Annotated in this window: 30 protein-coding genes; 16 read left to right on the top strand and 14 right to left on the bottom strand. The window is 53.8% G+C overall.

Going from position 1 to position 26663, the window contains the following annotated elements; genetic code table 11:
- Nucleotides 1–98 precede the first annotated feature (98 nt).
- The gene (locus tag N0M98_RS08510) at nucleotides 99–332 is read right to left on the bottom strand and encodes a hypothetical protein (protein WP_259617541.1); all 234 of its coding nucleotides are present in this window, start codon (nucleotides 330–332) and stop codon (nucleotides 99–101) included.
- Between the two features lie 560 nt (nucleotides 333–892).
- Here N0M98_RS08510 and N0M98_RS08505 point away from each other — a divergent pair.
- From N0M98_RS08505 to N0M98_RS08495, 3 genes are all read left to right on the top strand, one after another.
- Nucleotides 893–1594 (top strand): methyltransferase domain-containing protein, encoded by a 702-nt coding sequence (locus N0M98_RS08505; RefSeq protein WP_259617540.1) that lies wholly within the window; start codon nucleotides 893–895, stop codon nucleotides 1592–1594.
- A gap of 109 nt (nucleotides 1595–1703) precedes the next feature.
- A complete protein-coding gene (locus N0M98_RS08500; protein ID WP_079908601.1) occupies nucleotides 1704–1901 on the top strand; it encodes a cold shock domain-containing protein in 198 nt (65 codons plus the stop codon).
- A gap of 311 nt (nucleotides 1902–2212) precedes the next feature.
- The gene (locus N0M98_RS08495) at nucleotides 2213–2953 is read left to right on the top strand and encodes a YebC/PmpR family DNA-binding transcriptional regulator (RefSeq protein ID WP_249864931.1); all 741 of its coding nucleotides are present in this window, start codon (nucleotides 2213–2215) and stop codon (nucleotides 2951–2953) included.
- Between the two features lie 82 nt (nucleotides 2954–3035).
- Here the strand turns inward: N0M98_RS08495 and N0M98_RS08490 are convergent, their stop codons facing one another.
- Nucleotides 3036–3683 carry a nitroreductase family protein gene (locus N0M98_RS08490; protein WP_249866254.1) on the bottom strand — a complete coding sequence of 216 codons (648 nt, stop codon included), beginning with the start codon at nucleotides 3681–3683 and terminating at the stop codon, nucleotides 3036–3038.
- A 486-nt stretch (nucleotides 3684–4169) separates the two neighbouring features.
- Here N0M98_RS08490 and N0M98_RS08485 point away from each other — a divergent pair, with 486 nt between their 5' ends.
- The 5 genes from N0M98_RS08485 (at nucleotide 4170) to N0M98_RS08465 (ending at nucleotide 8639) form a co-directional block, all read left to right on the top strand.
- Entirely contained in the window at nucleotides 4170–5030 is an 861-nt protein-coding gene (locus N0M98_RS08485; protein WP_249864930.1) for a tyrosine-type recombinase/integrase, read from the top strand.
- A gap of 102 nt (nucleotides 5031–5132) precedes the next feature.
- A complete protein-coding gene (locus tag N0M98_RS08480; protein WP_249864929.1) occupies nucleotides 5133–6293 on the top strand; it encodes a betaine/proline/choline family ABC transporter ATP-binding protein in 1161 nt (386 codons plus the stop codon).
- Complete coding sequence (locus tag N0M98_RS08475) at nucleotides 6280–6963, top strand: ABC transporter permease (RefSeq protein WP_249864928.1); 684 nt, start codon at nucleotides 6280–6282, stop codon at nucleotides 6961–6963. Before N0M98_RS08480 ends, N0M98_RS08475 begins: the two co-directional genes overlap by 14 nt.
- Nucleotides 6964–7002: 39 nt before the next feature.
- Nucleotides 7003–7893 (top strand): glycine betaine ABC transporter substrate-binding protein, encoded by an 891-nt coding sequence (locus N0M98_RS08470; protein WP_259617539.1) that lies wholly within the window; start codon nucleotides 7003–7005, stop codon nucleotides 7891–7893.
- A gap of 71 nt (nucleotides 7894–7964) precedes the next feature.
- Nucleotides 7965–8639 carry an ABC transporter permease gene (locus N0M98_RS08465; protein WP_375295458.1) on the top strand — a complete coding sequence of 225 codons (675 nt, stop codon included), beginning with the start codon at nucleotides 7965–7967 and terminating at the stop codon, nucleotides 8637–8639.
- Between the two features lie 88 nt (nucleotides 8640–8727).
- Here the strand turns inward: N0M98_RS08465 and N0M98_RS08460 are convergent, their stop codons facing one another.
- From N0M98_RS08460 to N0M98_RS08440, 5 genes are all read right to left on the bottom strand, one after another.
- The gene (locus N0M98_RS08460) at nucleotides 8728–9837 is read right to left on the bottom strand and encodes an efflux RND transporter periplasmic adaptor subunit (RefSeq protein ID WP_259617538.1); all 1110 of its coding nucleotides are present in this window, start codon (nucleotides 9835–9837) and stop codon (nucleotides 8728–8730) included.
- A gap of 13 nt (nucleotides 9838–9850) precedes the next feature.
- Nucleotides 9851–11257, bottom strand: a complete 1407-nt coding sequence (locus tag N0M98_RS08455; protein ID WP_249864925.1) for an ABC transporter permease — start codon at nucleotides 11255–11257, stop codon at nucleotides 9851–9853.
- Nucleotides 11254–11946: an ABC transporter ATP-binding protein gene (locus tag N0M98_RS08450; RefSeq protein WP_259617537.1), complete on the bottom strand. Its 693-nt coding sequence runs from the start codon at nucleotides 11944–11946 to the stop codon at nucleotides 11254–11256. Before N0M98_RS08450 ends, N0M98_RS08455 begins: the two co-directional genes overlap by 4 nt.
- A gap of 375 nt (nucleotides 11947–12321) precedes the next feature.
- Nucleotides 12322–13488: an MFS transporter gene (locus N0M98_RS08445; protein ID WP_259617536.1), complete on the bottom strand. Its 1167-nt coding sequence runs from the start codon at nucleotides 13486–13488 to the stop codon at nucleotides 12322–12324.
- Nucleotides 13489–13507: 19 nt separating this feature from the next.
- Nucleotides 13508–14839: a multi antimicrobial extrusion protein MatE gene (locus N0M98_RS08440; RefSeq protein ID WP_259617535.1), complete on the bottom strand. Its 1332-nt coding sequence runs from the start codon at nucleotides 14837–14839 to the stop codon at nucleotides 13508–13510.
- A 172-nt stretch (nucleotides 14840–15011) separates the two neighbouring features.
- Between N0M98_RS08440 and N0M98_RS08435 the strand changes: the two genes are divergently transcribed.
- The 4 genes from N0M98_RS08435 (at nucleotide 15012) to pfkA (ending at nucleotide 18147) form a co-directional block, all read left to right on the top strand.
- A complete protein-coding gene (locus N0M98_RS08435) occupies nucleotides 15012–15329 on the top strand; it encodes a hypothetical protein (RefSeq protein ID WP_259617534.1) in 318 nt (105 codons plus the stop codon).
- A gap of 148 nt (nucleotides 15330–15477) precedes the next feature.
- Nucleotides 15478–16068 (top strand): hypothetical protein, encoded by a 591-nt coding sequence (locus N0M98_RS08430; protein WP_259617533.1) that lies wholly within the window; start codon nucleotides 15478–15480, stop codon nucleotides 16066–16068.
- Nucleotides 16069–16111: 43 nt separating this feature from the next.
- On the top strand, nucleotides 16112–17137 hold the full coding sequence (locus tag N0M98_RS08425) for a tetraprenyl-beta-curcumene synthase family protein (RefSeq protein ID WP_259617558.1): 1026 nt from the start codon (nucleotides 16112–16114) through the stop codon (nucleotides 17135–17137).
- Nucleotides 17138–17181: 44 nt separating this feature from the next.
- Nucleotides 17182–18147 (top strand): 6-phosphofructokinase, encoded by a 966-nt coding sequence (gene pfkA / locus N0M98_RS08420; RefSeq protein ID WP_259617532.1) that lies wholly within the window; start codon nucleotides 17182–17184, stop codon nucleotides 18145–18147.
- A gap of 184 nt (nucleotides 18148–18331) precedes the next feature.
- On the opposite strand, the gene N0M98_RS08415 is transcribed toward pfkA, so the two are convergent.
- The gene (locus N0M98_RS08415) at nucleotides 18332–18772 is read right to left on the bottom strand and encodes a peroxiredoxin (protein ID WP_259617531.1); all 441 of its coding nucleotides are present in this window, start codon (nucleotides 18770–18772) and stop codon (nucleotides 18332–18334) included.
- 151 nt (nucleotides 18773–18923) lie between these two features.
- On the opposite strand from N0M98_RS08415, the gene N0M98_RS08410 reads away from it, so the two are divergent.
- The 3 genes from N0M98_RS08410 (at nucleotide 18924) to N0M98_RS08400 (ending at nucleotide 20493) form a co-directional block, all read left to right on the top strand.
- Nucleotides 18924–19136 carry a DUF3906 family protein gene (locus N0M98_RS08410; protein WP_249864917.1) on the top strand — a complete coding sequence of 71 codons (213 nt, stop codon included), beginning with the start codon at nucleotides 18924–18926 and terminating at the stop codon, nucleotides 19134–19136.
- Nucleotides 19137–19255: 119 nt separating this feature from the next.
- On the top strand, nucleotides 19256–19789 hold the full coding sequence (locus N0M98_RS08405) for an NADPH-dependent FMN reductase (protein WP_249864916.1): 534 nt from the start codon (nucleotides 19256–19258) through the stop codon (nucleotides 19787–19789).
- A gap of 29 nt (nucleotides 19790–19818) precedes the next feature.
- A complete protein-coding gene (locus tag N0M98_RS08400) occupies nucleotides 19819–20493 on the top strand; it encodes a uracil-DNA glycosylase (RefSeq protein ID WP_249864915.1) in 675 nt (224 codons plus the stop codon).
- Nucleotides 20494–20618: 125 nt separating this feature from the next.
- On the opposite strand, the gene N0M98_RS08395 is transcribed toward N0M98_RS08400, so the two are convergent.
- Entirely contained in the window at nucleotides 20619–21782 is a 1164-nt protein-coding gene (locus N0M98_RS08395) for a putative glycoside hydrolase (protein WP_249864914.1), read from the bottom strand.
- A 134-nt stretch (nucleotides 21783–21916) separates the two neighbouring features.
- Here N0M98_RS08395 and N0M98_RS08390 point away from each other — a divergent pair, with 134 nt between their 5' ends.
- On the top strand, nucleotides 21917–23095 hold the full coding sequence (locus tag N0M98_RS08390) for an MFS transporter (protein ID WP_259617530.1): 1179 nt from the start codon (nucleotides 21917–21919) through the stop codon (nucleotides 23093–23095).
- Nucleotides 23096–23358: 263 nt separating this feature from the next.
- Here N0M98_RS08390 and tatA read toward each other — a convergent pair whose 3' ends face one another.
- The 5 genes from tatA to N0M98_RS08365 all read right to left on the bottom strand — a co-directional run bounded on the left by tatA (nucleotide 23359) and on the right by N0M98_RS08365 (nucleotide 26510).
- On the bottom strand, nucleotides 23359–23604 hold the full coding sequence (tatA, locus tag N0M98_RS08385) for a twin-arginine translocase TatA/TatE family subunit (protein WP_249864912.1): 246 nt from the start codon (nucleotides 23602–23604) through the stop codon (nucleotides 23359–23361).
- Between the two features lie 123 nt (nucleotides 23605–23727).
- Nucleotides 23728–23922: a hypothetical protein gene (locus N0M98_RS08380; protein ID WP_249864911.1), complete on the bottom strand. Its 195-nt coding sequence runs from the start codon at nucleotides 23920–23922 to the stop codon at nucleotides 23728–23730.
- Nucleotides 23923–24070: 148 nt separating this feature from the next.
- Entirely contained in the window at nucleotides 24071–24895 is an 825-nt protein-coding gene (locus tag N0M98_RS08375; protein WP_259617529.1) for a YitT family protein, read from the bottom strand.
- 135 nt (nucleotides 24896–25030) lie between these two features.
- Entirely contained in the window at nucleotides 25031–25906 is an 876-nt protein-coding gene (locus N0M98_RS08370) for a DUF4247 domain-containing protein (RefSeq protein WP_259617528.1), read from the bottom strand.
- A 70-nt stretch (nucleotides 25907–25976) separates the two neighbouring features.
- Nucleotides 25977–26510, bottom strand: a complete 534-nt coding sequence (locus N0M98_RS08365; RefSeq protein WP_249864908.1) for a DUF4178 domain-containing protein — start codon at nucleotides 26508–26510, stop codon at nucleotides 25977–25979.
- Nucleotides 26511–26663 lie beyond the last annotated feature (153 nt).

Here is a 26663-nt window from a genome sequence, read left to right as displayed (position 1 = left end):
CTGTGACAGCTACTCCCCTTTGGAGGACATCTTATGTAATTGACTTAATTATAGGGGGAGGACGAGCCGGTAGTCAAGCCCTCTCATGCGAAAAAGCGTTAGACTTCCTTGAAAGCCTGTATGATAGCGGTCCATTCTTCTTCGCTGCCTTCGAATTGCTCCTTCGGAAAACGCTCCTCGACCCAATGCATCATCGCCGGTCTGCTCAGGAACGTATGGCATTCTTCGCCCCATTGATCGGAGATTTCGCGCAAAATCAGCGTCTTGCCGTTGACCTCGACCGTCAACATGTTCCATTTGTCTTTTTTATAAATTAAGTGCTTTTTAATCATCGCCGTTTACTCCATTTCTTCAGCAGGTATCGGGTGAATCATACCGCAACAAGGGGAGGAAATCAAGAGTGTTGACGGCCCGAGAACCCTGGAAGCGCAGTGAAAAACGGGCGAAGGGGCCATTTGAATCCAATTTGGATCATGAATATTTATCCAAAATTGACTCTTTCATGCAGCCCCCGGAACCGGGCATCGAACCGCTTCTAATTTTAACGGACACGAGGGAGCTAAATTCGTCGCAAACAGATGCTTTTTCAACGTAACGGACGCCATGGCGCTTACATAGCTCCGAATTGCTTTCGAAGGCAGCTTAGTCAATAAATAGCTGCATCTGTGTCCGTTAGAAATCCAAAATGGCCGATAGGGTTGATATAACGGCCGCTGTGTCCGTTGCGAGTGTACTGCGTTAGTGCTCGCCTTTGCAGACGCAAGAGCGAATGGAAGCTTCGATCGACCGCAGGCGCGGTGCATGAAAAAGATTGCCCTGCGGCTGAAATGCATGTTAAAATTTCCCTGAGCCGAGAAAAGTATGAGCCGAGAAGAGAAGAGGAGAGATGAGAATGCAAGAGAAGGTTTACGAGCAAAGCGGAGTGGCTATGACATGCAGATCTTTCGACGAGTATGAGCGGATGTTCGCGTTAACCGGGGAATTGCTCCGCGAAGGGCCGGTTTTGGATGTGGCGGGAGGCGCTTCGTCCTTCGTGGCGGAAGCATGCTCCAGGGGCGTCGCGGCGCAAGCGGCCGATCCGTTGTATGCGATGGAGCCGGAGGACATCAGGAGCCGCGGAAGGCGGGAGATAGAGAGCTCGACCGCCAAGCTGGAGAAGCTGAAGGATGTGTATGACTGGTCGTTTTACGGCAGTTTGGATAACCATAGATCTATCCGCGAGCAGTCGTTGGAGCGATTTGCCGGGCATTACTCGCAAACGCAAGGGACTTCGGTCTATACGGCGGCGGCGCTGCCTAAGCTGCCCTTCGCCGACGAGTCGTTTTCGCTGGTGCTGTGCAGCCATTTTCTATTTTTGTATTCGGAGCAGTTTGATTACGCTTTCCATCTGGAGGCGGTGCGCGAGCTGCTGCGCGTTTGCCGGCAAGGAGGCGCGGTAATGGTGTACCCGCTGTACTCGCTGAATCAGCAGAGGTACGCTTCGCTGGACCGCTTAATTTCCGATGTGGAACAAGATGGAGTGAAAGCGCATTTATCGTTGTCCGGCCTGGCTTTTATCCCCGGCTCGACGGAGCGGTTGACACTGCGAAAATGAGCGAAAACAAGCGGCTTGATTCTTTTTTGCAGGTTGATTTATAATGACTCTGATGATATAATTAACGTATTCGCTCTCAGATGGCGATACTTCTAGGAGGTTGTTTTCATTGAAAGGTACAGTTAAATGGTTTAACGCAGAAAAAGGCTACGGATTCATTCAAGTAGAAGGCGGCGACGACGTATTCGTTCACTTCTCCGCAATCCAAGGCGAAGGTTTCAAAACTCTTGAAGAAGGCCAATCCGTTGAGTTCGAAATCACTCAAGGAAACCGTGGTCCTCAAGCAGCTAACGTCATTAAGTTATAAGATCTAAAAACGACGGCGTAAGACACGAATAATTTCCATCTGCTGCAGATGGTTCTACATCTTGGCGATGCGCCGATTCATGTTTTTCTTATATATTAGTGCCATAGCAAACAGAAGAAGCGGCTCTCGAAGGTTTACTTTCGAGCGGCGCTTTTTTTTCGTTGTTTAAGAAATGATGCGCAGCAATATCCTGTGGATATCCGGGGGCTCCTTTTGCGCGGAAGGGCTTCAATTCGGATGTTACTTTGACCGGAAACCTCACTAGGTGGTAAACTAATGGGTGACACTTATCGATAGGGAGCGTTATTGATATGAAGTTTAAATTGTTTAAAGACCGTAAAGGCAAGGCGGACCAAGCGAAAAACAACCAGTTCGTAAAACTGGGGCGCGAAATTTTTGTAGCGGCGCGTAAAGGCGGTCCGAATCCGGACGCCAACTTTGCGTTGAAAGTGGCTATGGAAAGCGCCCGCCGCATTAACATGCCGAAGGATAACATTGAACGGGCTATCAAGAAGGCGACCGGCGAAGGAGACAACGTCGAGTACGAAGAAATTATGTACGAAGGCTACGGCCCCGGCGGGATCGCCATCATGGTGAAATGCCTCACGGATAACCGCAATCGTACCGCCGCTGACGTACGCGCCGTGTTCAACAAACGCGGAGGCAATATGGGCGAGTCCGGCTGCGTCTCGTATATGTTCGACGAGAAGGGCATTCTGACGATCGACCGCGAAACGCATCCTCTGGATGAGGACGAGCTGATGATGCAGGCGCTGGAAGCGGGAGCCGAGGATGTGACGGTAAGCGAAGACCACTTCGAGATCACGACGCATCCGCACGAGTTCGAGAAGGTGAAGACGGCGCTGGAAGGGCAAGGGCTGGAATTCGCCGAAGCCAACGTCAGCTGGGTTCCGCAAAATACGATTAAAGTGGAAGGCGAGAACGCCGAGAAGCTGATGAAAATGATGGATTCGTTCGACGATTTGGACGATGTTCAGGACGTATTTTCGAATTATGAAATCGAAGACGAGGAGATGGCCCGCATCGGCTAACATGCAGGTTATCTTCGGAACATGAAGAAGCCGTGCGCTCCGTAATGGAGGCACGGCTTTTTCATATCGGCCGATCCGGGTTTTAGTTCACAATACGCAGAATGTCGTCTACTTCCTTGCGCGCCAGTCTGCCCGGACGCTCGGCAGGGTATCCTAGCGAGATGACCATATTGATCTGGCACTGCGCAGGAATATCCAAATATTCGCGCAGCTGCTCGGAAGCGAGCAGCACCGGACCGGTCATCGGGCAAGTCGCCAGTCCGCGGGCGTGAGCGGCCAGCATCAGGTTTTGCGCAGCCAGGCAGCTGCTCTTGATGCCTTCCTCGGCCCAGACGGAGTCGTCGACCAGAGCGACGGGATCGAAGATCCGGTCTCTGAATTTGGATGCATACGGAGTAGCCAGGCAGACGATCAGCACGGGAGCGTCGGCGAACGCCGTGGCGTAAGGGCCGAACGATTTGACCAGCAGGCGAGCTTCCTTATTCAATCCGCGAGCTTCCGCTTCGGCTGCTTTTTTATGAAGCTGCTCCCAGGTCATCCGCTCGATCTCTTTAATCTTCTCCCGGTTCATGACCGCGATGAATTCCCAGGTTTGGGAGTTCGTATCGCTCGGCGCGTAGCGGGCGCAATCGATCAGTTCCTTTATATCTTCGACGGCTACTTCCTGTTCGGTAAACCGGCGGATGCTTCGTCTTTCGAGCACGACATTTTTAAAATCTTCAAATTGCATCATGGCTTCATCCCTTCAAGCTCGTTTAAGCATGCCTTATGACTTGGTACTAAGAGCTACGGTTATTATATCGGGTTTACCGGGGATTGACAACCTTCGGATTTTTCGGGTCTTGGAAATAAAGCGGCGCTTCAGCTGGACAAAAGGAAAAACCAGAACAACCTGTACCGGACGATTCCGGCGGTCGATCCGAAAGCATTTATCGCAGCGATGGGCCGCATCGGTTTCGTAATGGCTTATGAACAAGAAGCGCTCGTGGATGAAATTTCCATATAACAACGGTATTAGGCCGGATTCGGGACTATAGGGGAGCATATGTAAACATCGCCAGTACTGAGGTCGGCTCATCGCGGATTACCCGGAAATCTGCTCCTGTAAGCGGAACTACCCTGGTTGTCAGTTCCAAATTTGTTCATGTACAATATTCATCATAGAATTATTTTCATCGCAAGAATTTAAACCGCCGATAGAAATGGTGTGCTAACAATGGGACAGCTGGATAGCGGACTCGAAGCCGATCTGCAACAATTCAAGATGTATTTGCACGAACGAAACAAAGAAGCAAGCACGGTCAAAATATATGCGTGCGAAATTCGGCGCTTTCTCGAATGGATGCAGCAGCAGAGCAAGGAGCTGTCCCAGATCCGCCCGGAAGACGTCATTTCCGCAAGCTACGCGTTGCACGAGCAAAACGCGAGCTATGCGACGATCAACAAGTCGATTTCGATCGTAAGCTCTTTTTTCAAATGGGCGAAGGAGCGAGGCAGAGTTGCCTCCAACCCGGCGGAGCACATCCGGCTGCTGACGCAGGACAAAGCGGAGCCGCCCAGATGGTTGAGCGAGGAAGAGGAAGCGCGGCTTGTACAGGTTGCGGTCAAAGAGCGCAATACGTTCAAACGAACGCGCAATGAGGCGCTGGTCGCCGTAATGCTGTACGCGGGACTGCGGGTAGACGAAGTGTCCCAGCTAAGATTGGAATCTCTTCGGAATGAGGCGCTTATCGTGTATGAAGACGATGCCGAAGCCCGGAGAGTGCCAATAGATGAAACGACGCGGCAAAAACTTCAGGCGTGGTTGGCCGAAAGAATGCAGGCGGGTAAAAGGGAGTATGCCGAAAGCCCGTTTCTGTTCGTCACGGAACGATCCGGGAAAATGCAGCCGCGGGCCATTCAGTTCGTAATCGAAGGCTTCAGCGAGCGGCTCGGTTTTCCCATACTGTGCCAGTATTTGCGGCATACCTATTGCCGCCGGCTGGCGGAACGCGGAGTGCCGCTCGAGCGCATTAAGCAACAGGCGGGGCATAAAGCGACACTGACCACCTGGAGATATTTCGCCGGCTTGAAATAAGCGGTCGTTTCGCATTTCAGGAACTACAAAGGGGGAATGTGCCGGAGACGGCAGTAAGTCATGAGCTTTTGCCCCGATTTCAGAGAAAAGGTGGTAGAACGCATGATTCGATTGCAGGGGGTTCGCAAAGTTTATGATGACGGCTTTCAAGCATTGAAGCACGTCGATCTGGAGTTCAAGGAAGGCGAGATCAGCGTGTTGATCGGCCCAAGCGGCTGCGGGAAGACGACGACGATGAAGCTGATCAACCGGCTGAACAATCCTTCCGCTGGAACGATTGAGATTCGCGGCCAGAACATCACCGCCATGGACCCGGTCGAGCTGCGCAGGCAGATCGGCTATGTGATCCAAAATATCGGTCTGTTCCCGCACATGTCCATTGCCAAAAATGTCGGTGTTGTGCCCCGGCTGCTGAAGTGGGACAAACGCAAAATCGAGGAACGGGTCGACGAGTTGCTGTCGCTCGTAGGGATGGAGCCGGATACGTACCGCAACCGCTTCCCATCGGAGCTGAGCGGCGGTCAGCAGCAGCGCATCGGTGTGATCAGGGCTTTGGCCGCCGATCCGGAAATCATTTTGATGGATGAACCGTTCAGCGCGCTCGATCCGATCAGCCGGGAGCAGCTGCAGGATGAGCTCATTCGGCTGCAGCAGGAGCTTAGGAAAACGATCGTGTTCGTAACGCACGATATGGATGAGGCGATCAAAATTGCCGACACGATCGTTCTGATGAAGGACGGAGAGGTCGTGCAGACCGGGACGCCCGAGCAGATTTTGCGTCATCCGGCGAACGATTTCGTCAAAAGCTTCATCGGCAAAAAGCGGTTGCATTCGGACAACGATTTGGAAGCGCTGCCAATTGTCGACGAGGTGATGGTCGAACAGCCGGCAACCGCTTATCCGTCGCGCGGACTGGCCGAGGCGCTGAAGATGATGGAGAAGCGTCGCGTCGATTCCTTGCTGATCGTCGGACGGGACAGTCGCCTGCAAGGGGCGGTCTCCATTTATCAAGTACTCGATAAGTTCGGGGAAGAAGGTATGACGGTAGCCGATGTGATGAAGCCGGTGCAGCATGTCGTGCAGAGCGGGACGCCGCTGTCCGTCGCTCTGGGCGTCATGAGCGAGCATCAGCTGTCCAACCTGGCCGTCGTTCGCGACGGCAATCAGCTGGTCGGTCTTCTTACGAGAGGGAGCGTCGTCCGCCATATGGCGGAAGTGTACGCGCCGGCAGAGAAGGAGGAACCGGTCTATGACGGGACATAACATCTGGACGCAGTATGCGGATTTTTTACGGGATAGGCACACCGACGTGTTGGCCGCTGCCGGCGAGCATGTAATGATTTCCGCCATTGCCGTCATTGCCGGCGCCGCCGTTGCCGTTCCGCTCGGCATTTATTTGTCGCAAAGCAAGATCAAGTGGATACAGTCGGTTGTGTTTACGATCGCCAACATATTCCAAACGATTCCGAGTCTGGCGCTTCTCGCCTTGCTGATCCCGCTGCTCGGAATCGGAACGAAGCCGGCGGTGTTCGCTTTGTTTCTGTACTCGCTGCTGCCGATACTGCGCAACACGTACACCGGCTTTCACTCCGTCGATCCGTCGGTGCTGGAATCGGCGCGCGGCATGGGCTACGGGCGAATGCAGCGCATTATGCACGTTCAGCTCCCTCTGGCCATGCCGTATGTGATGTCAGGACTGCGGATGACGACCGTGTATGTCATTAGCTGGACTACGCTTGCGACTTTAATCGGAGCCGGGGGTCTCGGCGATCTGATTGTCGCCGGGATCGGTGTCAACAAGAAGGAGCTTATTTTTTCCGGTGCGGCGGTTGCCATTATTTTGGCGCTGCTTGCGGATTGGCTGCTCGGCGCCGTGGAGAAGCGGGTTACCCGCAAGGCAAAGCCCGTAGGCGCGGCCCGGACCGTTTCATAAGCGATTGAGAAAAATCGTGTTCAAACCAAAGGAGGAGTCATGAAAAAAATACATTTCGGTATCGGATTGACTGTTGTCGCGTTGCTGTCCATTATATTGTCGGGCTGTGGAAAAACGGATGTGGTCATAGGGACACAAACGTATACGGAAACGAAAATATTGGCGGAGATGTACAAGGCGCTCATTGAAGACCGCACCAGTCTCACTGCGAAGGTGAAGCCCGATTTGGCCGCCAGCCAGGTCGTCATCGACGGGCTGAAAAACAACGATATTCAAATGGCCACCCTGTATACGGGGGAAATTTTCAACAATCATTTCGAAGTCAAACCGTCTCATGACCGCCAAGAAGTGCTTCAGCAGGCGAAGGACGGGTTTCATGACAAATACAACATCAAGTGGTTCGATCCTTACGGATTCGAAAACACTTATATTTTTACCGTACGCAAGGATATAAAGGAAGAGAAGAAGCTGTCAAAAGTATCCGATGTCAAGCCGTATGCCAAGGACCTTAAATTTGGCGTAGATACGACATGGCTGGAACGAGCGGACGACGGATATCCGGCCTTCCAGAAAATGTACGACATGTCGTTCAAAGATCCGCATCCGATGGATATTAACCTGGTTTATTCGGCAGTTGCCAATAAGGATGTGGACATCGTGCTCGCTTATTCGACCGATCCGCGCATCAAGCAGTTCGATTTGGTGACGCTTGAGGACGACAAGCATTTCTTCCCGCCTTACGACGCTTGCCCGGTTATGAACGAGAGCTTGCTTAAAGAGCATCCGGAGCTGGAAGAGGTCGCGAAGGCGCTGGTTGGCAAAATTAACGTGGATACGATCGTGGCCTTGAATTACAAGGTGGACGTCGATCAACAGACGCCGAAAGACGTCGCTATCGCCTTTTTGAAGGAGCAAGGTCTGCTTCAATGATGCGATTGATGATTGCGAAGTTTCGCCGTTTCCATTAGAAACGGATTGATCATAAACAGGGGGGACGACACATGATCATGCGGCTGTTTGCTTATTTCGGCGACCATGCCGGAGATCTTGCGGCTCAGTTGCTCGACCATATTTTTATGGTTGTATGCGGCATCGCTTTGGCGCTTGTCGTAGGTATACCGCTCGGAATTGCGAGCGCCCGTAAAGAAAGGCTGGCCAGGCCGGTTTTGGCCTTGGCCAACGTCATCCAGGTGTTTCCCAGTCTGGCGCTTCTGGCCATGCTGATGCTCGTGTTCGGGCTTGGCTTTAACACGGTCGTGATCGGCTTGTTCCTGTATTCGCTGCTGCCGATTATCCGCAACACGTACGTCGGTCTGAAGCAAGTTGACAGAAGCGTCGTCGAGGCCGGGCGCGGCGTAGGCATGAGTCCGGTTCAGCTATTATGGAAAGTGCAGCTGCCGTTGGCGCTGCCGGTCGTAATGGCCGGGCTGCGGGTAGCTGCGGTCATCGCCGTCGGGGTGGCGACGCTCGCCCCGTTGATTGGCGGGGAAGGTTTGGGCCGCGAAATTTATTCCGGCCTGACCCTTCGCAACGACGTTCGGGTTTATGCCGGGGCGATCCCGGCTGCGCTGCTGGCGCTCCTGGCCGATTATGCGCTCGGACGGCTGCAGGAAAAGCTGCGAACGAGACGGAACCGCACTGCTGATGCAAGCAAGCCGATTCAACCGACGGCCTGAACGGATGGCGCCGCCGATTGCATTAAAACTAGGAGACAGCCGATCGCGGCTGTCTCCGTTTTTTTTCGGCACCGGCCGAATGTAATGATTACTGAAGTATGACGGTGTCGCCTTCGTTTAAGCCGCTGACGATTTCCGTATTCTCCGGCGTCTCCAGACCGATCTTCACTTCCCGTTTCTCCAGGTTGCCTTGCTCGCCCGGCACCATCACGTAATACTGCTCTTTATCCCGCTGAATCGCCAGCGTCGAGACGACAAGCGTATCCGGCTTCTTGTCCGTCATAATCGTTGCGGTGAGGCTGAGCCCGGCGATCAGCTGCTCGTTCGGCTCCAGGGAAATCCGTACTTGGAATTGCGCGGCGGCGGTATTGACGCTTCCGTCGCTATTGTCGTCGGTATTTTTGGCAAATTTGGATATGTACTCGACTTTGCCCTGCAGCTTCGTATTTTTGAGCGCGTCGACCCGCACATCGACCGGCATGCCTACCTTCAAATGAAACAAGTCGTATTCCCCGACGTAGCAGACGAGCTCCAGCTTCGTCAGATCGACGATTTTGCCGATCCGCTCGCTTTCCTTGACGGATTGCGGCTGCTTGGTGCTGTCGAACAGGAAGATGCCGTCCTCGGGAGCGGCGAATTGGGCGGCTTTGCGCTTTTCGCTTTTCTGGGAGAGCTGCGACCGCATATGCTGCAGATTCAGCCTGCCGATCTCTTCCTGAACGTCGCGGCTCTTCGCATCGGCATACCGCTGCTTGGCTTCGCGCTCCGTCAGCCCGCTGCCCGCGGCGGCCGCTTCCTGCTCGGCCGGCGTCTCCCGCTGAAATTCGGAGAGGTTCAGCTCCAGCTCCTGCTTCTTCTCGCTAGCCTGAAGCTGGGCGATCTCATCGTCGAGCGAGGTCGTATCGAGGACGAAGAGGGTGTCGCCTCGTTTGACTTGAGCGCCGTCGGTGACCGCCCAAGACTTGACATCCGCGGTGAACGGAGCATTCACATACGTTTCGTTTTGGTAGGAGGTTTTGCCTTTTACCTCGACCGAATTGATCAGATCCTCGCGGGTCACCTTGAAGGTGAGCGACGGCGCGCCTTGATTGCCGGTCTGCTGTTTGGCAGGCTTGGAATGGCTCTGTACGTATAAGACCGCAGAAATGCCGACCACGAGAAGAGCGGCCGCGGCGGTGATCCATGTTTTTCTTTTCATGAGCTTAAATCTCCTAATCTCGTTTGATTGCGGTTAACGCGTCGGTGCGGGATGCTTTGACTGCCGGATAAATGCCGGATAATACGCCGGTCAGCACGGCGAAAAATAAACCGACAGGCAGTATCCACGGGCTGATGAACAAAATTTCCTGCTGCGCTCCGGACCTCGGCGGAGAGAAGCGCAGCACGGCGATGTTGATGCCCCAAATGACCCAGTACGATAATAAAATGCCGCACATCCCGCCGAGCACCCCGAGCAGAGCCGATTCGACCATAAACATGTTGCGGATTTGCCGCAGGTTCGCCCCGAGCACCTTCATAATGCCGATTTGCCGGCGCCGCTGGTAGGTGGACATCGTCATCGCCACGATAATGGAGATCGAGGCGACGAACAGAATGAACAGGCCGACGCCGCCGAATACAAGGCGTAAAATAACGAGCTCCCCTTGCATCTGCTCTTCGCGGTACAGATTCGTTTCGGTGGACAGCTTCAGCTTTTTGACCAGCTCTTCGACTTCCCGGACGCGGGAGCTGTCGTCCACCTTGATTTTGACCTCGCCGTATTCAGGCTCCGCGCTCTGCGTCTGCGAAGAGGAACCGGACGATTTCTTGCCGACGTTCGACGTTTCCTCCGCGATCGCATCTCTCAGCTTATGACCGAGCGCCGGGGAAATATAGGCGGTCTTCATATTCATGACGACATCGTCGGGCACCCCTTCGGGCTTTTTCAAAATACCGACGACGCGCAGCGGAAATTGCAGACTGGCGATTTCCGTCCCGTTCGACAAATACAGCTGCGGCTTCAATATAATCTGCTTTTGGTACACGGGGTAGGGGATCATCATCTGATTGCGCCAGCTGTCGGAAGCTTCGCGCTCGCTCAACTGGTTCTGAAGCTCCCGGCTGCGGGACGCCCGGGACAATTGCTCGTCAATCAGCCCCATCGTCGCTCCGTAGCTTAGAATGATACTGTTGTCCATATCGGACGACCCGCCCTGCGCGAATTCGGAACCGAACGCTTCCAGCGAGTCCAGCTCGGTCGCATATAAGTTGTTAAGATAGCCGCGCTTGTTATCGATCTCGAACTGGAACTGATCCAACGTCTGATAAGTCGCCAGCGCTTTGACATGGGGCAGCGTGCGCATCATATCGATCTTGGCTTTGCTGAGCTCATAGGGCTTCAAGGCGCCCGCGTCGCCGCTGCTTGCTTCGGGGGCTTGCCCGCTGCGCACCGTAATCTCGTCGGACTTGATGTAATAGCTCATCTGCTCTTTGCTGTAATGATTGATCGATTCCCCGAAGGAAAGCGCGACGATGATGGAAGCCGACCCGATAGCGATTCCCATGCAGCAGAGCGCGGTGACGACGACTCTTCGCCGCAGCTGCTCCCAGCCGAGCTTTAAATAATCGGACAGCTTCACTGTTCTTCACCTGCCCACAGCTCGTCTTCGACCAGAAAGCCGTCTCTGAGCTGAATGACCCGGCGGGTCCGCCTCGCTACCTCCAGCTCGTGGGTGACGATGACGAAGGTGATCTGAAGCGATTCGTTAAGCTCGATGAGCAGGTCGATAATTTCTTTCTCCGTCTTCGTATCGAGGTTTCCCGTCGGCTCGTCGGCGAAGACAATGGCAGGCTCGGTCACCAGTGAGCGCGCGATGCTGACCCGCTGCTGCTGGCCGCCGGACAGCTGCGACGGGAACATCTCGGTCTTCTCTCCGAGACCGACCTTGGTCAGCAAGGCGACGGCCTTGTCCTTGCGAGCCTTGGCTTTCATCCCCTGGAACACGAGGGGAAGCTCCACGTTCTCCCGCACAGTCAGGTGGGGAATCAATTCGTAAGATTGGAAAATAAATCCGATATGCGTGCGGCGGAATTCCGCCAGCTGGTTCTCACTCATCCGTTCGATGGACTCGCCGCCGATCAGGATGCTGCCCTGCGTCGGCTTCATCAAGCCGGCCATCAAATTGAGCAAAGTGGATTTGCCCGATCCCGAGCTGCCGAGCAGGGCGACCATCTCTCCTTTGTCGACGACGAAATCGATGTCGTGAAGGACCGGCGTCTCTTCATCTCCGTTGCGAAACCGGTGCGATAAATGTTTAACTGCAAGCACATGACCCCTCCGTTATCCTTGGTACTGCTGTCTGCTTCAAGACGGTGAAGCCGACGCCAAAAAGTCCTGCGGCATATTCATGCGGCAGGACTCTTAAGCTGACTCACACGACGCCTATACTATATAGACGACGGATTCGGACAAATTCTTGCACTTTACGCAATTTTTTTTGTAGAAGCTCGGTGAAAATTTGGCAGAAGCCCGGTGAAAAACCGAGCGGAGGGGCCAATTGAATCTGGAAAAGCGTCAGCGGTTGCCTTTGTCCCCGGATTTCAACCCATTCAAGGGTTAATTATTCAAGAAATCCGGGGACAAGAGCGATTGGAAGATCAAATGGGTACCGCAGCGAACGTGTTGACCACCCTTTTAAAGTGTTTACGCTTTTCTTTGACAATAGTGCAGCAGCAGGAAACCGGCCACCGCGAGCAGGGACAGGCAGGCGCCGACCCCGTACATCATATGGGGCCCGAAGTCGCGGAACAGCCAGCCGCCGAGCGTGCCGCTGATCAAGCCCGCTATGCCCGACCAGCAGACGGCGAACACGGCTTGTCCGGTGGATCGGTATTCATCGGGCACGACGTTCTGAATATAACGGACGGCGGTGAAGAAGAAGATGCCGAACGAGATGCTGTGCATCGCCTGAATGGCGATGACCCAGAGCGGATTGTCGACCCGGCTCATCAGCGCGAAGCGGATGAAATAGACGACTCCGCATACGGCGAGGAGCGGAAGCTCCTTATAGCGATGCCCGTACTTGCTCAGCAAAAAGAAGGTAGGGATTTCGCTGACGGCGGACACCATCCAGGACCACCCGACCAGCGACGAGTCCGCTCCGATCCGCTGCAGGAACAGAGCCAGAAACCCGTCGTTGAACCGGTGGGCGATGGAGACGACGATAACGGTCAGCAGAAACAGCAGAAACGGCCTCGACCCGATCACTTGGATCATGCCGCGCAGCTCCGGCTTCTTGCGGGCGCCGCTTCCGGCATCGGTCAGAAAGAACGACAGCAGGAAGGACAAGCCGATCGAACCGAGGCATAAGAACACCGTTAAGCCGGAGCCCTGCTGCTTCAGCAGCAGGCCGAACGCGAGCGAGGCGAAGGCGAAGCCGGTCGAGCCCCAGACGCGAAACGAAGCGTAGCTTTTGTTCGTGCCGCTGATGCTCAGAAGCGTCAAGCTGTCGTTCAGCGAGCTGGTCGGCGATTGGAAGAAGAAGAACAGCGCCATCAGCAGCATGAGCAGCCCGAAATGGGACGTATGGAACAGCAGCAGCGCGAGCAGGAACTGGCCGGCCAGGATGCCGATCAGAATTTTGCGGACGGTGCTCAGCTTGTCGCTGACGACGCCCCAGAACAGATTGGAGACGATGCCGATCATCGGGCCGATCGAATACAGCAGACCGATCTGCACGGTCGAGTAGCCGATCGATTGAAAGTATAGCGGGAAGAAGGAGACGATGACGGCGGTCGTCATATAGAACGAAAACGTAAAGCCCCGCTGCACGGCAAACCGCGGCTGCCGGGGCTGAGATGCACTTTCCACTCGGATCACTCACTCGATTCTATGATTTGAATGTAGCCTGAAACGGCGTTTTATTGCTTGATTTCATCGTTTCCCTCAGCACGAACCAGACGACGGCCGCTTCCGCGGCTACCCCCAGCGATTGGGCAAGAGCGCCGACCATGCCGTTCCAGCCCGGGCTCCAGAAGACGCAGAGCACGAGGGAAACTAAGGTTACCGTCACGTTGGCCGCCTGCGACCAAACCATCACCTTCGTCTCTCCCCGCAGCATAATCATGCCGTTGCCGAAATCGAGCCAAGGGAACACGAGGGTCGTTATCATAAAGACGCGCAGCGTATCGAGACTGGCCGTCATCAGCCTCTCGTTCACGCCCATCACGTTCTGCATGAATAAGGGCCCGAGCGGCGTGTAGGAGAGCAGCGCGATCAGCAGCGTCGGAATAAAGGCGAGCGTCAGCGTAAACCTCATAACGGTACGCGCGTCTTTCCGGTAAAAGTTCAGCACGATCTGGTGAATATACGAGAAAAAGCTTTGCACGAGGTTCATCAGGCTGCCCGCAATCGCGAACGCGGCGACGGAGAGCTGAAAATCCATCGTTTTGCCGAGAAACGCGTTGACGGAAGGCCCGATCACGACCGCGATAACCGAAGAATAGAGCAGCGGCCGGTAAAATTGAAAAATTTGCCGCGGCTTTTCGATCGGATGATCCGGCTTCTTCTCGGGAATTTGCTTCAGCAGCGAGCGCCCCTCCCATACGCTGACCGCCGCCTCGACGACCATGCCCGTCAAGAAGATGATGGCGCCTACCCGGCCGCTGTCAACCCCGGTATGAATAAAATAAAGCGACAGCAGGTACATGGAGATGAGGCGGATGACCATGCCGATCGTCAGCCATTTCGTCCGCATATTGAAAATAATAATGCCGTGATACAAGCAGCGGAGCCCCGAAAAAATGCTGACGAACATCAGCACTTGATACACTTCGATCATCGGCTGCAGGAGGGCGGTTTCCACGCCGAAAAAATGCAAAAACACCCATTTGCCTATGGGAGTGTAGCAGATCAGGGCGCCAAGCAGCATGACGCAGGCCAGTATGTACCAGCTGATCGCCGACATGGCTCGGAAGGATACCCGGTCGCGGACCAGGGCGGAGCAGGTTTGACGCATCAGAACGGCCGGCCTCTCGGTAATGCCGAGAATGCTGAGCGGCAGGGCGTAGCTGGCGATAATGATCTCGGGGCTCGCCGAGCGGGCCAGCGTGCTGTTAATAATGACGTGAGAGATCGTGACAAGGCTGGCCGAAATCCCGAGCGGGATGAAAAAGGCGAACAATTGTTTGAACGATACTCTCGTTTCTCGGTGGCTACTCATAACAGACTCCTAGTTTTTATGTTTAACGTTAACAAATCATGAAACCTAGTATAACACACAAATTGCTCCGTCAGAGCGGAAAATTTGCGCTCCTACTGGCAGAGCATCGCGGCTTCATGGTACAGTAATGTAGACATGAAAAAGAGCGCTATATAGAAAGGCGGAATGATCCATGACATGGACATTTTTACAAGACGAGCGTCTTGGTATCCCGCTGCCTCATCTGGAGAAAGAATGGGAAGAGTATTCCGATTGGGAGCGGGCCGAAATTCTGCTTCGGTGGGAGGAAATACGGGGGACAATCCCCGATCAGGTGAAGCGGCTGGAGAAAATCATTATCCGCAAGCAGGGCCAACTGGACGTCGAGGATAATTTCAAGATTTCCTGCCAGTTAAACAGCGAAATCGCCGAGCTCGCGGGAACGATCAATGAGCTGCATCTGTGGTTTAGGGTGAATCAGGATATTGCTCCTTCGGCGGCGCATCATTAAGAAGCTCCGGGCGGGATGCCGCCGATCTCATCGGCATAGTGAAGAAAATCGTTCTTATATGGTAAAATAGCAAAATAGATGGGCATGGAACCCGCTTTGTAATATAATAAAGGTTATGAGTTTTCGGCAGAGATGAGGTGATCAGGCTATGACATGGACGGAATCGGTAAACAGGCTGTGGAACGCGCTCAAGGAGCACCAGCCTTCCCTTTATCCTATGGAAGAATGGGATGAGCTGCTCGATATTCGCATAGCGAAGATGCCTTGCGGCGAATTGAATGCGGATCAGCTTCCTTATGCTTCCGCGGTCAAAGCGGGCTTGCATTTGTTAAATGAAAGCCTCGACAAGTCCCACACGCTGTCACAGAGCATCGATAATGCTACCGGCAGCTACTGGCACGGCGTCATGCACCGGATGGAAGGCGACTACAGCAACGCGAAATATTGGTTTCGCATGGCGGGCGCTCATCCGGCCTACGGCCTGCTGATCGGCAAGCTCGCGCAGATTTCTTACGATCCGGACCGCATCGGCAGCGCCGCGCTCAGAGGGCGGCTGGACCAGTTGATGACGAGTCCGGTATGGAATCCGGGGCTGTTCACGGATGCGGTGGAGCAGCAGGTGACCGTTTATCAGGATGAAGCGGCCGAAGCTCTCCTGGCGGAGCTGCAATGGATGGAGATCAAGCTGCTGCTGCAATATTCGTTTCAACAGACCGGAGGGAGTTCGCTTGAGTTTTGAGGATCGACGGATGCCGCTAGTCCCCGGCAATTCCATTCAGTTGATGATGCGGGTATACCGGTACGTGCTGCCCGAAGTTCGCGAACAACTGCGTTATTGGCGTTCCATTGCCGAGGCGATTCCCGATCGCGAGCTTAGGAAGCAAGCTATCGACAGCATGACGAGCAAGCAGTTTCACTGTGAGGGCGGGGCTGTTTATGCCGCGGCCAATTTGGAGATGCGCCATGTGCTGATACCGCTCATCGTCGCTTTTCAAACGATCAGCGACTATTTGGACAATCTGTGTGACCGGAGCACATCCATGGACCCGAACGATTTCCGCATGCTCCACCAGTCGATGCTCGATGCCGTCGATCCGGCCGAGCCTCTGCACGATTATTATTCGCTTCGCGCAGAGCAGGAGGACGGCGGTTACTTGAACGGGCTCGTCAAGACGTGTCAAGCCAGCTTAAAGCTGCTTCCGTCGTATCCGCTCGTAGCGGATCACGTCAGGCAGCTGGTAGGCTTATATTGCGATTTACAGGTGTACAAGCATATACGCCACGAGCTTCGGGAGGAGGCGCTGCTTGCATGGTGGAGCAGGCACGAATCCCGGTTTCAGGCCATAAGCTGGAATGAGTTTGCGGCGGCGACCGGCTCGACCCTGGGCGTATTTATGCTATTTCTGGCGGCGTCGAATCCGAGTCTGAACGAGGATGCCGTTGCGCCGATTCACGACGCTTATTTCCCGTACATTTGCGGATTGCATATATTGCTCGACTATTTGATCGACCAAGAGGAAGACGAAATCGGCGGCGATCTCAATTTTTGCAGCTATTACCGCGACATGGATCAAACCGTGGAACGAATAGCCGCTATCGTACTGGAAGCAAGGAACAAAGCGAACCTGCTGGAGCACCCCGCGTTTCACCGCATGATTATCGAAGGTTTGCTCGCGCTGTATTTGTCCGACCCTAAGGTTAGCAAGCAAAAACAAGTGAAGCAAGTTTCGCGGGAGCTGATGAAGGGCAGTCCGCTGACACGGATTTTCTTCTTTATTAACAGCGTCTGGATTCGTAAAACATCATAATTCCCCAAGCAGGGGAGCGCATAAAGCTTAGGAGGAAACCTTACATGTCTATTAAAAGAATTGCCGTTTTGACAAGCGGCGGAGATTCGCAAGGAATGAATGCGGCGGTTCGCGCGGTCGTGCGCAGCGGGTTGTTTCACGGTTTGGAAGTATTCGGGGTACAGCGCGGCTATGCCGGTCTTATCAACGACGATATTAGAGAGATGGATTTGCGCAGCGTAGGCGATATCATTCAGCGCGGCGGCACGATTTTGCAGACGGCGCGATGTAAAGAATTTACGACGCTCGAAGGCCAGCAGCTGGGTGCGGAAAATCTGCGCAAAAGAGGCATCGACGGCCTTGTCGTCATCGGCGGCGACGGCTCTTATCAAGGCGCGAACAAGCTGAGCAAGCTCGGCATCAAGACTATGGGTCTGCCGGGCACGATCGATAACGACATCCCGTTCACCGATTGTACGATCGGCTTCGATACGGCGGTCAGCATCGTCGTTGACGCGATCAACAAGCTGCGCGACACGATGAGCTCCCACGAGCGTTCCTCTGTCGTGGAAGTTATGGGCCGCCACTGCGGCGACATCGCGCTGTATGCGGGCCTTGCCAGCGGCGCCGAAACGATTCTCGTTCCGGAGGTGCCGTACGATCTGGATGAAGTGGCGCAGCGGATGACGGGCAACTTCGGCCAAGGCAAACGCCACAGTATCGTTGTTGTAGCCGAAGGCGTAGGCAGAGGCGAGGATATCGCCAACGAGATTATGAAGCGCAACGGCATCGAGCCTCGCGTTACGGTGCTCGGACATATTCAACGCGGCGGCGCGCCGACGCACAATGACCGCATTCTTGCCAGCAAGCTGGGCGATTTTGCGGTACGCAAGCTGATCGAGGGCGAATCCGGCAAGGGCTGCGGCGTTATTAAAGGCGAGCTGGTGACAACCGATATCGATCTCGTCGTCAATACGAAAAAAGAATTTAACATGGATCTTTACGAGCTGACCAAGCGTCTGTCCCAATAATCGTTATAGGCGGCTTCGTAGAAACGGACAAGATTGCCGATTGGGCATAGCATAAGAACCCGGAACCAGACCGGCTTGGAAGGAGCCGCCGGTTTTCGTATCCGCAGCCGAAAGACGCGGGCCCTATTGTCTGTTAAAAAAACGTCCGGCCGCTGCAGGCCGGACGTTTTTTCTCAAACTTGGCTCAATCCCGATCGGCTTGCAGCGCGGCCAATATTTCCGAGGTAGGCCTGTTACCTTTTTGGGCGTACACGATGATGCCGGAGCGGTTGATGACGTAGACGATCCGCTGCTGAATGAAAAATAGCACTTTGCCGACGTCATACAGCTTGCGTATGCGTTCGTCCGCATCCGAAACAAGCGGAAAATCATACATGAATTTTTGCGAAAATTGACGGTGCTCCTCCAGCGACCCGGGATTGACGCCCAGCACGAGAGCGTCGTATTCGGCGTATTGCGACTTGGAATCGCGCACGGCGCATAATTGCTTGGTGCAAACCGGGGTTTCGTCCTTAGGGTAGAAAATAAGAACGATAGGGCGTTTCCCCAATACGTCACCGAGCCGTATGGGACCCAGCGTGCTTTGCGCCTCGAACGAAGGGGCCGGCTGGCCAATGGACAGCATAGGATGCATCTCCTTTCACGAATCGTCAAGCAGCTCCATTGTAACGAAAAGCGGAAAAAGTATGCAAGCGCGCCGGATTCTGTTACCATTAGAAACGCGGGCTTTACCCCTTTATCCAAGCAAAACGACGCGCTCCGGGAGGGCTTATCTTATGTATTTGTACAAGCTGGAAGTCGAATTGAAGGATCAGAAGGTTTATGTGACGCTGCTCGCCGAGAACGACGCACAAGCGTTCGATTATTTGGAGGAGCAGCTAGTGCGTCATTTTATCCGTAATCCGGAAGTCGTGGAGGCGAGCATTATCGAGAAGAAACGCGCGGTAAAAGGCTCCGGTTACGTTATCGAAACGATCCTGCCGCAATAGCGGCGTTTAGCTGGCATGCGCCGGAAAGCGGCGCCGGGCAAAAATAGGCCTGATGATCGGTTGACTATCAAAACATTGTATACTACTATGTATGTAAAGTGAAAAAGGAGCCAACTCAGATGAAAATTGCCATTTTAGCGGGAAGCAACCGCAAGCAAGCTACAAGCACGCAGCTTTGCCGTTATATCGGGAGCGTACTGGAAACGAAGGAATGCGAAGTGACCTTGCTTGATTTGAATGAGCTGCAAATTCCGTTCTATAGCCCCGATATCGAGTCCGACAATAAAAATTTGCAGTATATGAAAGAGACGCTGAAAGCGGCGGACGGCATCGTATTGGCTACGCCGGAATACCATGGCGCGCCTAGCGGCGTGTTGAAAAACGCGCTGGACCATGTAGGCTTCGACCATTTTGACGGCAAAGTCGTTCTGTCCGTAAGCTCGTCCGGCGGCGCGGTCGGCATCAGCTCGCTGCAGCAGCTTCAGACGATCGTGCGCAACGTGCACGGCATTAACTGCCCGGAATGGATCTCGATCAGCGGAGAACAGCGCACGTTTACCGCTGATGGGGCGCCTGCGGATCAGAAGACGAAGGATCGGGCGGAGCGTACGCTGAATTATTTTGTCGGTATGGTCAAGACGTTTCGGAAATGATTAACAAGACTTTGGAGTGAACGGAAGTTATGTCTATTTTGCACAACGACTGGCAGCCCCTGCTTGCCGAAGAGTTTGAACAGCCGTATTACAAGGAACTGCGGGAGTTTCTCAAGGGAGAGTACCGTACGAGAACGGTTTATCCGAATATGCATGACATTTTCAATGCGCTGCATCTGACCTCTTATGCGGACGTGAAGGTCGTCATTCTCGGTCAGGACCCGTATCACGGTGCGGGCCAGGCGCACGGGCTCAGCTTCTCCGTCAAGCCCGGCGTGCCTGCGCCGCCGTCGCTGCAGAACATGTTCAAGGAGCTGCGCGACGATCTCGGCTGCTTCGTTCCGAATAACGGGTATTTGGTTCGCTGGGCGGAGCAGGGCGTCCTCATGCTTAACACGGTGCTGACCGTTAGGGAAGCGACGCCGAATTCGCATAAAGGCAAAGGCTGGGAACGGTTTACGGACCGGGTCATCTACCATTTGAACTTAAGAGAGCAGCCCATCGTCTTTATATTGTGGGGCAGCCATGCCCAGGCCAAAATGCAGCTGATTACGAATCCGCAGCATCATGTGCTTCGTTCGCCGCATCCGAGCCCGTTATCGGCGCATCGCGGCTTCTTCGGCAGCAAGCCGTTTTCCAAGGCGAACGGTTTCCTGACGAGCATCGGTCTGGAGCCGATCGATTGGCAAATCCCGAACTTATAATCGGCATTATTTATCGTTATTTAACGCAAATACCCCTGGGAAGAAGGTTCGTTCCCCAGGGGTATTGTTTTTGGCCGCGGCCCGGACATCGTCGAAACGATGGGGGTAGACGGTATTCTCAAGGTTTATTTGTAATCGACGTTCGGCGTATACGTATTGACTGCGTTCCAAAGCAGAAACTCATCGACGCCGTTATCCTTCAGAGCGCGAATCTGCTCGTCCACCTCATGCTTGCCGTATTTGATGTAGCCTTGAACCCAGGAGGCGGTGAAATCTTGAATCCACGGCCGGACGATCGGCTTTATATCGCTGATCGGCTCGAGCTTCTTGATCGTATCCTTTACCGCTCCGTTAATCGTTACGTACGGCTCCGCGTCGGGAACCTTGGCGCCGAACCAGCCGGTGCTGTAATGGCTCGGATAAATCATCGGCGAAATAACGTCCACATTTTCGGAAATTTTCTCGAAATCCTGGCCGATTCCTTCCGCCGCCGGCACCGAAGCCGCGTAGCCGAAGATGTCCACCGACACCCGCACGCCGAGCGGAGCGAGCTGCTCGCGGGCATATTTCACAAATTCGGCGACCGCCTGAATTCTCGAACGTTCGTCCTTGTCATATTGTAAAATATCCGCCCGTTTCTCGAAGCCTTCGGGAAAGCGCACGTAGTCGAACTGAATTTCCTTGAAGCCGGCTTTGGCGGCTTCCTTGGCGATCGCTACATTGTAGTCCCACACTTCTTTTTTATACGGGTTAACGAAGCTGTCCGGCGTCGCTTTCCCGTTGCCCCAGAGGCTTCCGTCCGGGTTAAGGAAGGAAAGCTCGGGATGCTTCTTGGCCAGCACCGTGTCCTTGAAGACGACGATTCGCGCGATCGGATACACCTGATGCTCCTGCAGCGTGCCGATGAGCTTGGGCATGTCGCGGATGATTTTTTGCGTCGTGTCCATGGCCGCGAGCTCCGGGTTGCCGGTATCGTAGGTGATATAGCCCCAATCGTCCTTCACGTCGATGACCATGGAATTCAGCTCCGTCTCGTCCATCAGCTGCAGCAGCGTATTCAGGCGGGAGCCGCCTGCGCTATTGGCGGTCACATAGACGCCTTTCACTTTGGGAGCGTCCTTCTGCGGGTCTTGTTTGTCCGCGGGTCTCAAGTAGTCGCCGGCGGCTTGCTGAACGACCGCGTTTTTCGAGTCGAGAGACGCCTGAACGAGCTGGTCGAAGCTGACGTCCGGGTGGTCTCCTCCGACCTGGCTAGCCACCATCAGAAGCGAAGCTAATAAAAGTTCCATGTTGCCGCATCTCTCCTTGCCAGAATCATATCTTTCATTATAATAAAAGAGTCGATAGGTTAATAGAGAACTTTGGCGCATTTTGTTGAATTTTCGGTGCAGTCTGTCATTATGCCAAAAAAAGGACCGGTGCTATGAACAAACAGATTTGGACGCTTCGCGGGCTCACCTTCTCCTACTACGCCACAACCGCGGTTCTTATGCCCTTCTTGCCGATTTACTTCGGCCTCAAAGGCTACTCCTCTTCGCAGATCGGCCTCTTGATGATGTTCGGGCCGTTCGTCGCCATATTCGCCCAGCCCCTATGGGGATATTTAAGCGACCGCTACAACACGCTCAAGCTAATTATCGGAGGGCTGTGGGCGCTCACGGTGGCATCCAGCGCAGGGATATTCGCCGCCGACGGCTACGCGTGGTCGTTCCTCTTTATGCTGCTCATTTACTTTTTCATGTTGTCCTCCGCACCGCTTCTGGACAGTATGACGATCAAGACGACGCTTCGAGCTGGGATCGCCTACGGGTCCGTGCGCATGTGGGGGTCGATCGGCTTTACTTTGATGGCGATGACGGCGGGTTTGGCGCTAAAGCTGCTCGGAGGCATAGAGCATATCCCTTGGCTGTATTGGTCCGTCTGGGTGCTGCCGTTTGCGCTCTTGTTATTTTTGAAGGACGATAAGGGAAGCGGCCAGCGTATTTCCTTTACCGCTGTTACTAGTGTTCTCAAAAACGGTCCTTTTTTATGGTTCTTATTTCTCGTGTTTGTGCTCACCGTTCCTCACCGGATGAACGACGGGCTGTTCGTGCTGTACTTGAAGGATCTCGGTGCAAGCGATTCCATGGCAGGCTGGGCCTGGGCTCTCGCGGCGATGGGGGAAATTCCGACCTTTGCTTTGCTCAGCAGATACTTGCATCGTTTCCATGAATTGGCGCTGCTCGGTATCGTAGCGGTGCTGTATACGGTGCGCTGGCTGCTGTACGGATGGGTCTCCGATCCGGCCGCGCTGATAGCGCTGCAGCTTATGCACTCGGTGACCTTTGCGGTGTTCTGGATCGTTGCCGTGCAGTATGCCGTCCGCTTGGTTCCCGAATCGATGCGCTCTACGGGGCAAGCGATGCTGTCGGCGGTATTCCTCGGGCTGGCCGGGATTACGGGAGGCTTCGTAGGAGGAGTGATAAAGGATGCTTGGGGCGGGCAGGCAATGTACCATTTCGGAGCGGTCATGACGGCCGCAGCGGCGGTTCTTCTGTTCGGCACGCATGCGTATATGCGCGGCAAGAAGCAGCAAGTGCCCAAAAGCGACGCGGTGCTCTAAAAGGGTGGTGAAAAAGTCCGCTGCGGCGTCCATTTGATCCTCCAATCGTTGTTGAAAACGGATTCTTTGGATTGTTTTTTCGTTTTTCTGTGGAGAGAATCCGTTTTCAAAGGCGAACGCTCACGCTTTTCCAGATTCAAATGGCCCCTCCGCTCTTTTTTCACCAGGCTTCTAAAGCTATTGCGAAAATGTCAAAAAAAACCATCCGGACTTTGACGTCGGATGGTTCTCATACACGATGAAGCACCGGAGAAGGCCGCAGGCTACTTCGGTGCATTTTGGTTTACGTTGTCATGCTGGGAAGGCTGAGCTTCCGCAGAAACCAATTCTTTCTTTTGAACCGGAGGTTCGTCATTCGAGCCAGAGGAGCCGTTGCCGGTCGTAGCGTCTTTAAATTCGCGGAACATTTTACCGAAACCGCGACCGAGCTCAGGCAGCTTGTTCGGTCCGAACAGCAGTAAAGCGACGAGAGCGATCAGGATAATATGCCATGGTGATAAGGCGCCCATTTAGGGTTCCACCTCCGTTTTCTAGTATTATGTCTATCATACCATTAATTAAAACAAAAATAACAAAAAATTATTACGAAACCACAAATTTTTTCCGCATCGGCACAAAAAAATAAAGACGCCCTAGTGGAGCAAGGCGTCTTTTTGGTTTTCGGAAATGCTGTATTGAATAATTTCCATCGCATCCTCCGCTTCCAACGCTTCAAGCCCGTTGCGCAGCACAATCTCAAAGTCGAGTTCGGACCGCTTAAGAAAAGGATACAACTCGGGAGTCAATCTCATAACAATCGTCGATAACTTTACTGTTTCCACAAGCATCACCCTTCCTCGTCATCTGTTAGAGAAGATCAGGCATGACTTACGTGAGTAACACAGGTAAAGCATGAGGATATGAAATGAAATTACTCCCACCATTATAACATATTTTATAAAAAAACATATGGGATATTTTGCGGATTCGCCGCAATTATCCGCGGCGGAATTGGCCCATAATGCCTATCGTTTCCACGATGTTGACGAAGGCGTCCGGCGCCGTGCGGAGGATCAGATGCCGCAGCTCTTCCAGCTCGTAGCGGGTCGTTACCGTCATCAGCATTTTTTGCGGATGCTTCGTATAGGCGCCTTCCGTCGAGAGGACGGTGACGCCGCGCTGGATTTTGAGCAGCTCTTCAAGCAGCGCCTCGGTATGCCGCGTCACGATGAATACCGTCACTTTCAGATGGCGGGTATGGATCGTATCGAGAACTTTGCCGGTAATAAAAATGGACAGCATCGAGAAGAGAGCAAGATCCCAATTGTCCTTATAGTAGCCGAGGGTAACGATGACGATGCCGTTCAACACGAACAGCGCGGTCCCGAGCGGAAAGTCGCGTTTCTGGGTAATGATCGAGCCGATAATGTCAAATCCGCCGGTAGAGCCTCCGGCCCGCATACTGATACCGGTGCCGATGCCGATCAATACGCCGCCGGTGACGGCCGCCAAGATCTCGTTCTGGGCGAGGGGGCGATGCGGGAATATGTCCATAAACCATGTCGTCATGATGACGGAAACCACGCTCAGGACGATGAATTTGCGCCCGATTAGCATCAAGCCCCATACGATGACGGGCAGGTTGAAGATAAAGTAAAGCAACGCGATATTCCAGCCGGTAAAATAGCCGATAATCATCGAAATGCCGGATAACCCTCCGCTTAACAGCTGATGGGGAATTAAGAACATATTGAAGCTGACTGAAACGAGAGCGGACCCGAGAATAACGATAATAACGGAGCGGACCCATTGATAGACCATCGGACGATTCCTCCATCAAAAGTACGGATCATTTTAGTAACAGTATGAGGATTATCGTCCGATTTCAGTCAAATAAATAACTGAAAAAGCATTGCTCCCCGTCAGGGGAGCAATGCTTGGGAGGCGAAGCGCCGCTTATTTCCGCTTGAACGAACCGGAGCGGGAGCTTGTGCTCGGCTTCGATTTGGAGCTTGAACTCGGCGTCTTGTAAGTCGGAGTCGAACCGTCGTTTTTGCGTATCGAGCTAGAGCTGCTTGAGCTGCTGGAACTGCCCGAGCTGCCGCTATTGGACGTAGAGCCCGTGGACGGCGTCGACTTGCTGCCGGTGCTGAAGCTTCCCTTGCGATCCGTGGTGGAAGGGGAGCTCGTCGATCCGGAACCGGAAGCAGACGGGGCCGCCTGGTATTTGCCGTAATCGTCGTACCGCTTGCTGGTCGTGTACCCCTTGTAATCCGAGCTGCCCCGGCTGCCGTTAAACCATCCGCCGCCGAACAGCGACTGCAGCAGCGACGCGGCTACGTAGCCTTGCAGGAACGAAGAATCGTAATGCTCTTTGGCATACTCCACGGTATCGAGCTCAACCAGCGTATTGCCGGCATTGTCCGGATCTTTCTGAACGTTGATGATTTTATTGTCGTACACAAGGAACATTTGATCTTGCGATTCCTTGCTCGTTTCCTTCGGCTTCTCCTGCGAGGCCAATTCCTTGGCAACCGCAGGCACGTCTTTGCCTTCGACCGAATAAATTTTCGCCGTATTTTTCCCTTGGCCTTGAACGTCGATTAACGAATAATGATCTTTGACATAATTGCTGGCGTTGCCGCAGCCTGCGATCAGCGCTACGACGAGCATAACGGAGAGCAGCTGCATCGAGCGCTTCTTCACCGGATAAGAATATCGGGGCGATGGCAAGCTGCCGGACTCGGCGGGCTGTGCTTCCATCGGCGTTTCGAACTTCCGCTTCAAGCGGGCGCTCAGCCGGGAGAAGAAACCGATAAGCGTTGTTCTCATCGCTCAATCACCTCCATATGAATTGCAAGCTTGCGCTCGCTTCTTGTTAAGAGACGAAGCTGCCGCCGGATCAGCGGCTGCCTTTCATAAACTTGATTTGCCCTGCCGGCGTCTTCTCGCCCTCCATCGCAACGAATTTGCCGTCCTGCCATTGCAGGAAGAAGTAGCGGCCTTCGGGTCCGAAATAGCGCCAGATCATGACGTCGTCATTGCCGCGGAAATCGGTGTTGCCTTCGGCGCGGACCAGGTCGCTGCGGTGATTTTCCAGATTATAGGTCAATTCGCCGTCTACGTCGAGCTCGGTCGGAACGTCGTGCGGACTGTCCAGCGCGCCTTCGACAAAATGGCATAGGAAGCATTCGTAGGTGCGGCCTTTCTCGACAAGCAAGCAGGAGATCGAGCTGCCGTTCTGCAAGTAATAGGCGAACCGGTGCGGCGGGAAGCCTCTGTCGAAATAAATGAGCTTGCCGGAGACGACGTATTCTTCCAAATCGACGTTAACGATATCGCCTACCTGGGTATCTTCGATCGGATTGGTCGCCTTGACGGGCGCCTCTTCCTTGTTGCTTTTAATAATGGAACCGACTCTTTTCCAAATCGACATGGCAAATTCTCCTTTGCATATATGTTCGGAGCGTAATCTTTTCATTCATATTATACATATTATATACGATAAAGCGGAAGTGAAGGTTTCACTGCTGAAATTTCTGGAATATCATTTCCGTTTGTGGTATAATACTAAAGATATTCTTAAGTA

The sequence above is a fragment of the Paenibacillus doosanensis genome (assembly GCF_025060755.1).
GTDB classification, from domain to species: Bacteria; Bacillota; Bacilli; order Paenibacillales; family NBRC-103111; genus Paenibacillus_S; species Paenibacillus_S doosanensis.
This window is presented reverse-complemented; position numbering and strand designations above follow the sequence as displayed.

Bases quoted from the DNA above. Each gene is read 5' to 3' on its own strand.
- N0M98_RS08510 (WP_259617541.1), bottom strand. From the start codon at position 332: ATGATTAAAAAGCACTTAATTTATAAAAAAGACAAATGGAACATGTTG.
- N0M98_RS08505 (WP_259617540.1), top strand. From the start codon at position 893: ATGCAAGAGAAGGTTTACGAGCAAAGCGGAGTGGCTATGACATGCAGA.
- N0M98_RS08495 (WP_249864931.1), top strand. From the start codon at position 2,213: ATGAAGTTTAAATTGTTTAAAGACCGTAAAGGCAAGGCGGACCAAGCG.
- N0M98_RS08490 (WP_249866254.1), bottom strand. From the start codon at position 3,683: ATGCAATTTGAAGATTTTAAAAATGTCGTGCTCGAAAGACGAAGCATC.
- N0M98_RS08485 (WP_249864930.1), top strand. From the start codon at position 4,170: ATGGGACAGCTGGATAGCGGACTCGAAGCCGATCTGCAACAATTCAAG.
- N0M98_RS08480 (WP_249864929.1), top strand. From the start codon at position 5,133: ATGATTCGATTGCAGGGGGTTCGCAAAGTTTATGATGACGGCTTTCAA.
- N0M98_RS08475 (WP_249864928.1), top strand. From the start codon at position 6,280: ATGACGGGACATAACATCTGGACGCAGTATGCGGATTTTTTACGGGAT.
- N0M98_RS08470 (WP_259617539.1), top strand. From the start codon at position 7,003: ATGAAAAAAATACATTTCGGTATCGGATTGACTGTTGTCGCGTTGCTG.
- N0M98_RS08465 (WP_375295458.1), top strand. From the start codon at position 7,965: ATGATCATGCGGCTGTTTGCTTATTTCGGCGACCATGCCGGAGATCTT.
- N0M98_RS08460 (WP_259617538.1), bottom strand. From the start codon at position 9,837: ATGAAAAGAAAAACATGGATCACCGCCGCGGCCGCTCTTCTCGTGGTC.
- N0M98_RS08440 (WP_259617535.1), bottom strand. From the start codon at position 14,839: ATGAGTAGCCACCGAGAAACGAGAGTATCGTTCAAACAATTGTTCGCC.
- N0M98_RS08435 (WP_259617534.1), top strand. From the start codon at position 15,012: ATGACATGGACATTTTTACAAGACGAGCGTCTTGGTATCCCGCTGCCT.
- N0M98_RS08430 (WP_259617533.1), top strand. From the start codon at position 15,478: ATGACATGGACGGAATCGGTAAACAGGCTGTGGAACGCGCTCAAGGAG.
- N0M98_RS08425 (WP_259617558.1), top strand. From the start codon at position 16,112: ATGATGCGGGTATACCGGTACGTGCTGCCCGAAGTTCGCGAACAACTG.
- pfkA (WP_259617532.1), top strand. From the start codon at position 17,182: ATGTCTATTAAAAGAATTGCCGTTTTGACAAGCGGCGGAGATTCGCAA.
- N0M98_RS08415 (WP_259617531.1), bottom strand. From the start codon at position 18,772: ATGCTGTCCATTGGCCAGCCGGCCCCTTCGTTCGAGGCGCAAAGCACG.
- N0M98_RS08410 (WP_249864917.1), top strand. From the start codon at position 18,924: ATGTATTTGTACAAGCTGGAAGTCGAATTGAAGGATCAGAAGGTTTAT.
- N0M98_RS08405 (WP_249864916.1), top strand. From the start codon at position 19,256: ATGAAAATTGCCATTTTAGCGGGAAGCAACCGCAAGCAAGCTACAAGC.
- N0M98_RS08400 (WP_249864915.1), top strand. From the start codon at position 19,819: ATGTCTATTTTGCACAACGACTGGCAGCCCCTGCTTGCCGAAGAGTTT.
- N0M98_RS08395 (WP_249864914.1), bottom strand. From the start codon at position 21,782: ATGGAACTTTTATTAGCTTCGCTTCTGATGGTGGCTAGCCAGGTCGGA.
- N0M98_RS08390 (WP_259617530.1), top strand. From the start codon at position 21,917: ATGAACAAACAGATTTGGACGCTTCGCGGGCTCACCTTCTCCTACTAC.
- tatA (WP_249864912.1), bottom strand. From the start codon at position 23,604: ATGGGCGCCTTATCACCATGGCATATTATCCTGATCGCTCTCGTCGCT.
- N0M98_RS08380 (WP_249864911.1), bottom strand. From the start codon at position 23,922: ATGCTTGTGGAAACAGTAAAGTTATCGACGATTGTTATGAGATTGACT.
- N0M98_RS08375 (WP_259617529.1), bottom strand. From the start codon at position 24,895: ATGGTCTATCAATGGGTCCGCTCCGTTATTATCGTTATTCTCGGGTCC.
- N0M98_RS08370 (WP_259617528.1), bottom strand. From the start codon at position 25,906: ATGAGAACAACGCTTATCGGTTTCTTCTCCCGGCTGAGCGCCCGCTTG.
- N0M98_RS08365 (WP_249864908.1), bottom strand. From the start codon at position 26,510: ATGTCGATTTGGAAAAGAGTCGGTTCCATTATTAAAAGCAACAAGGAA.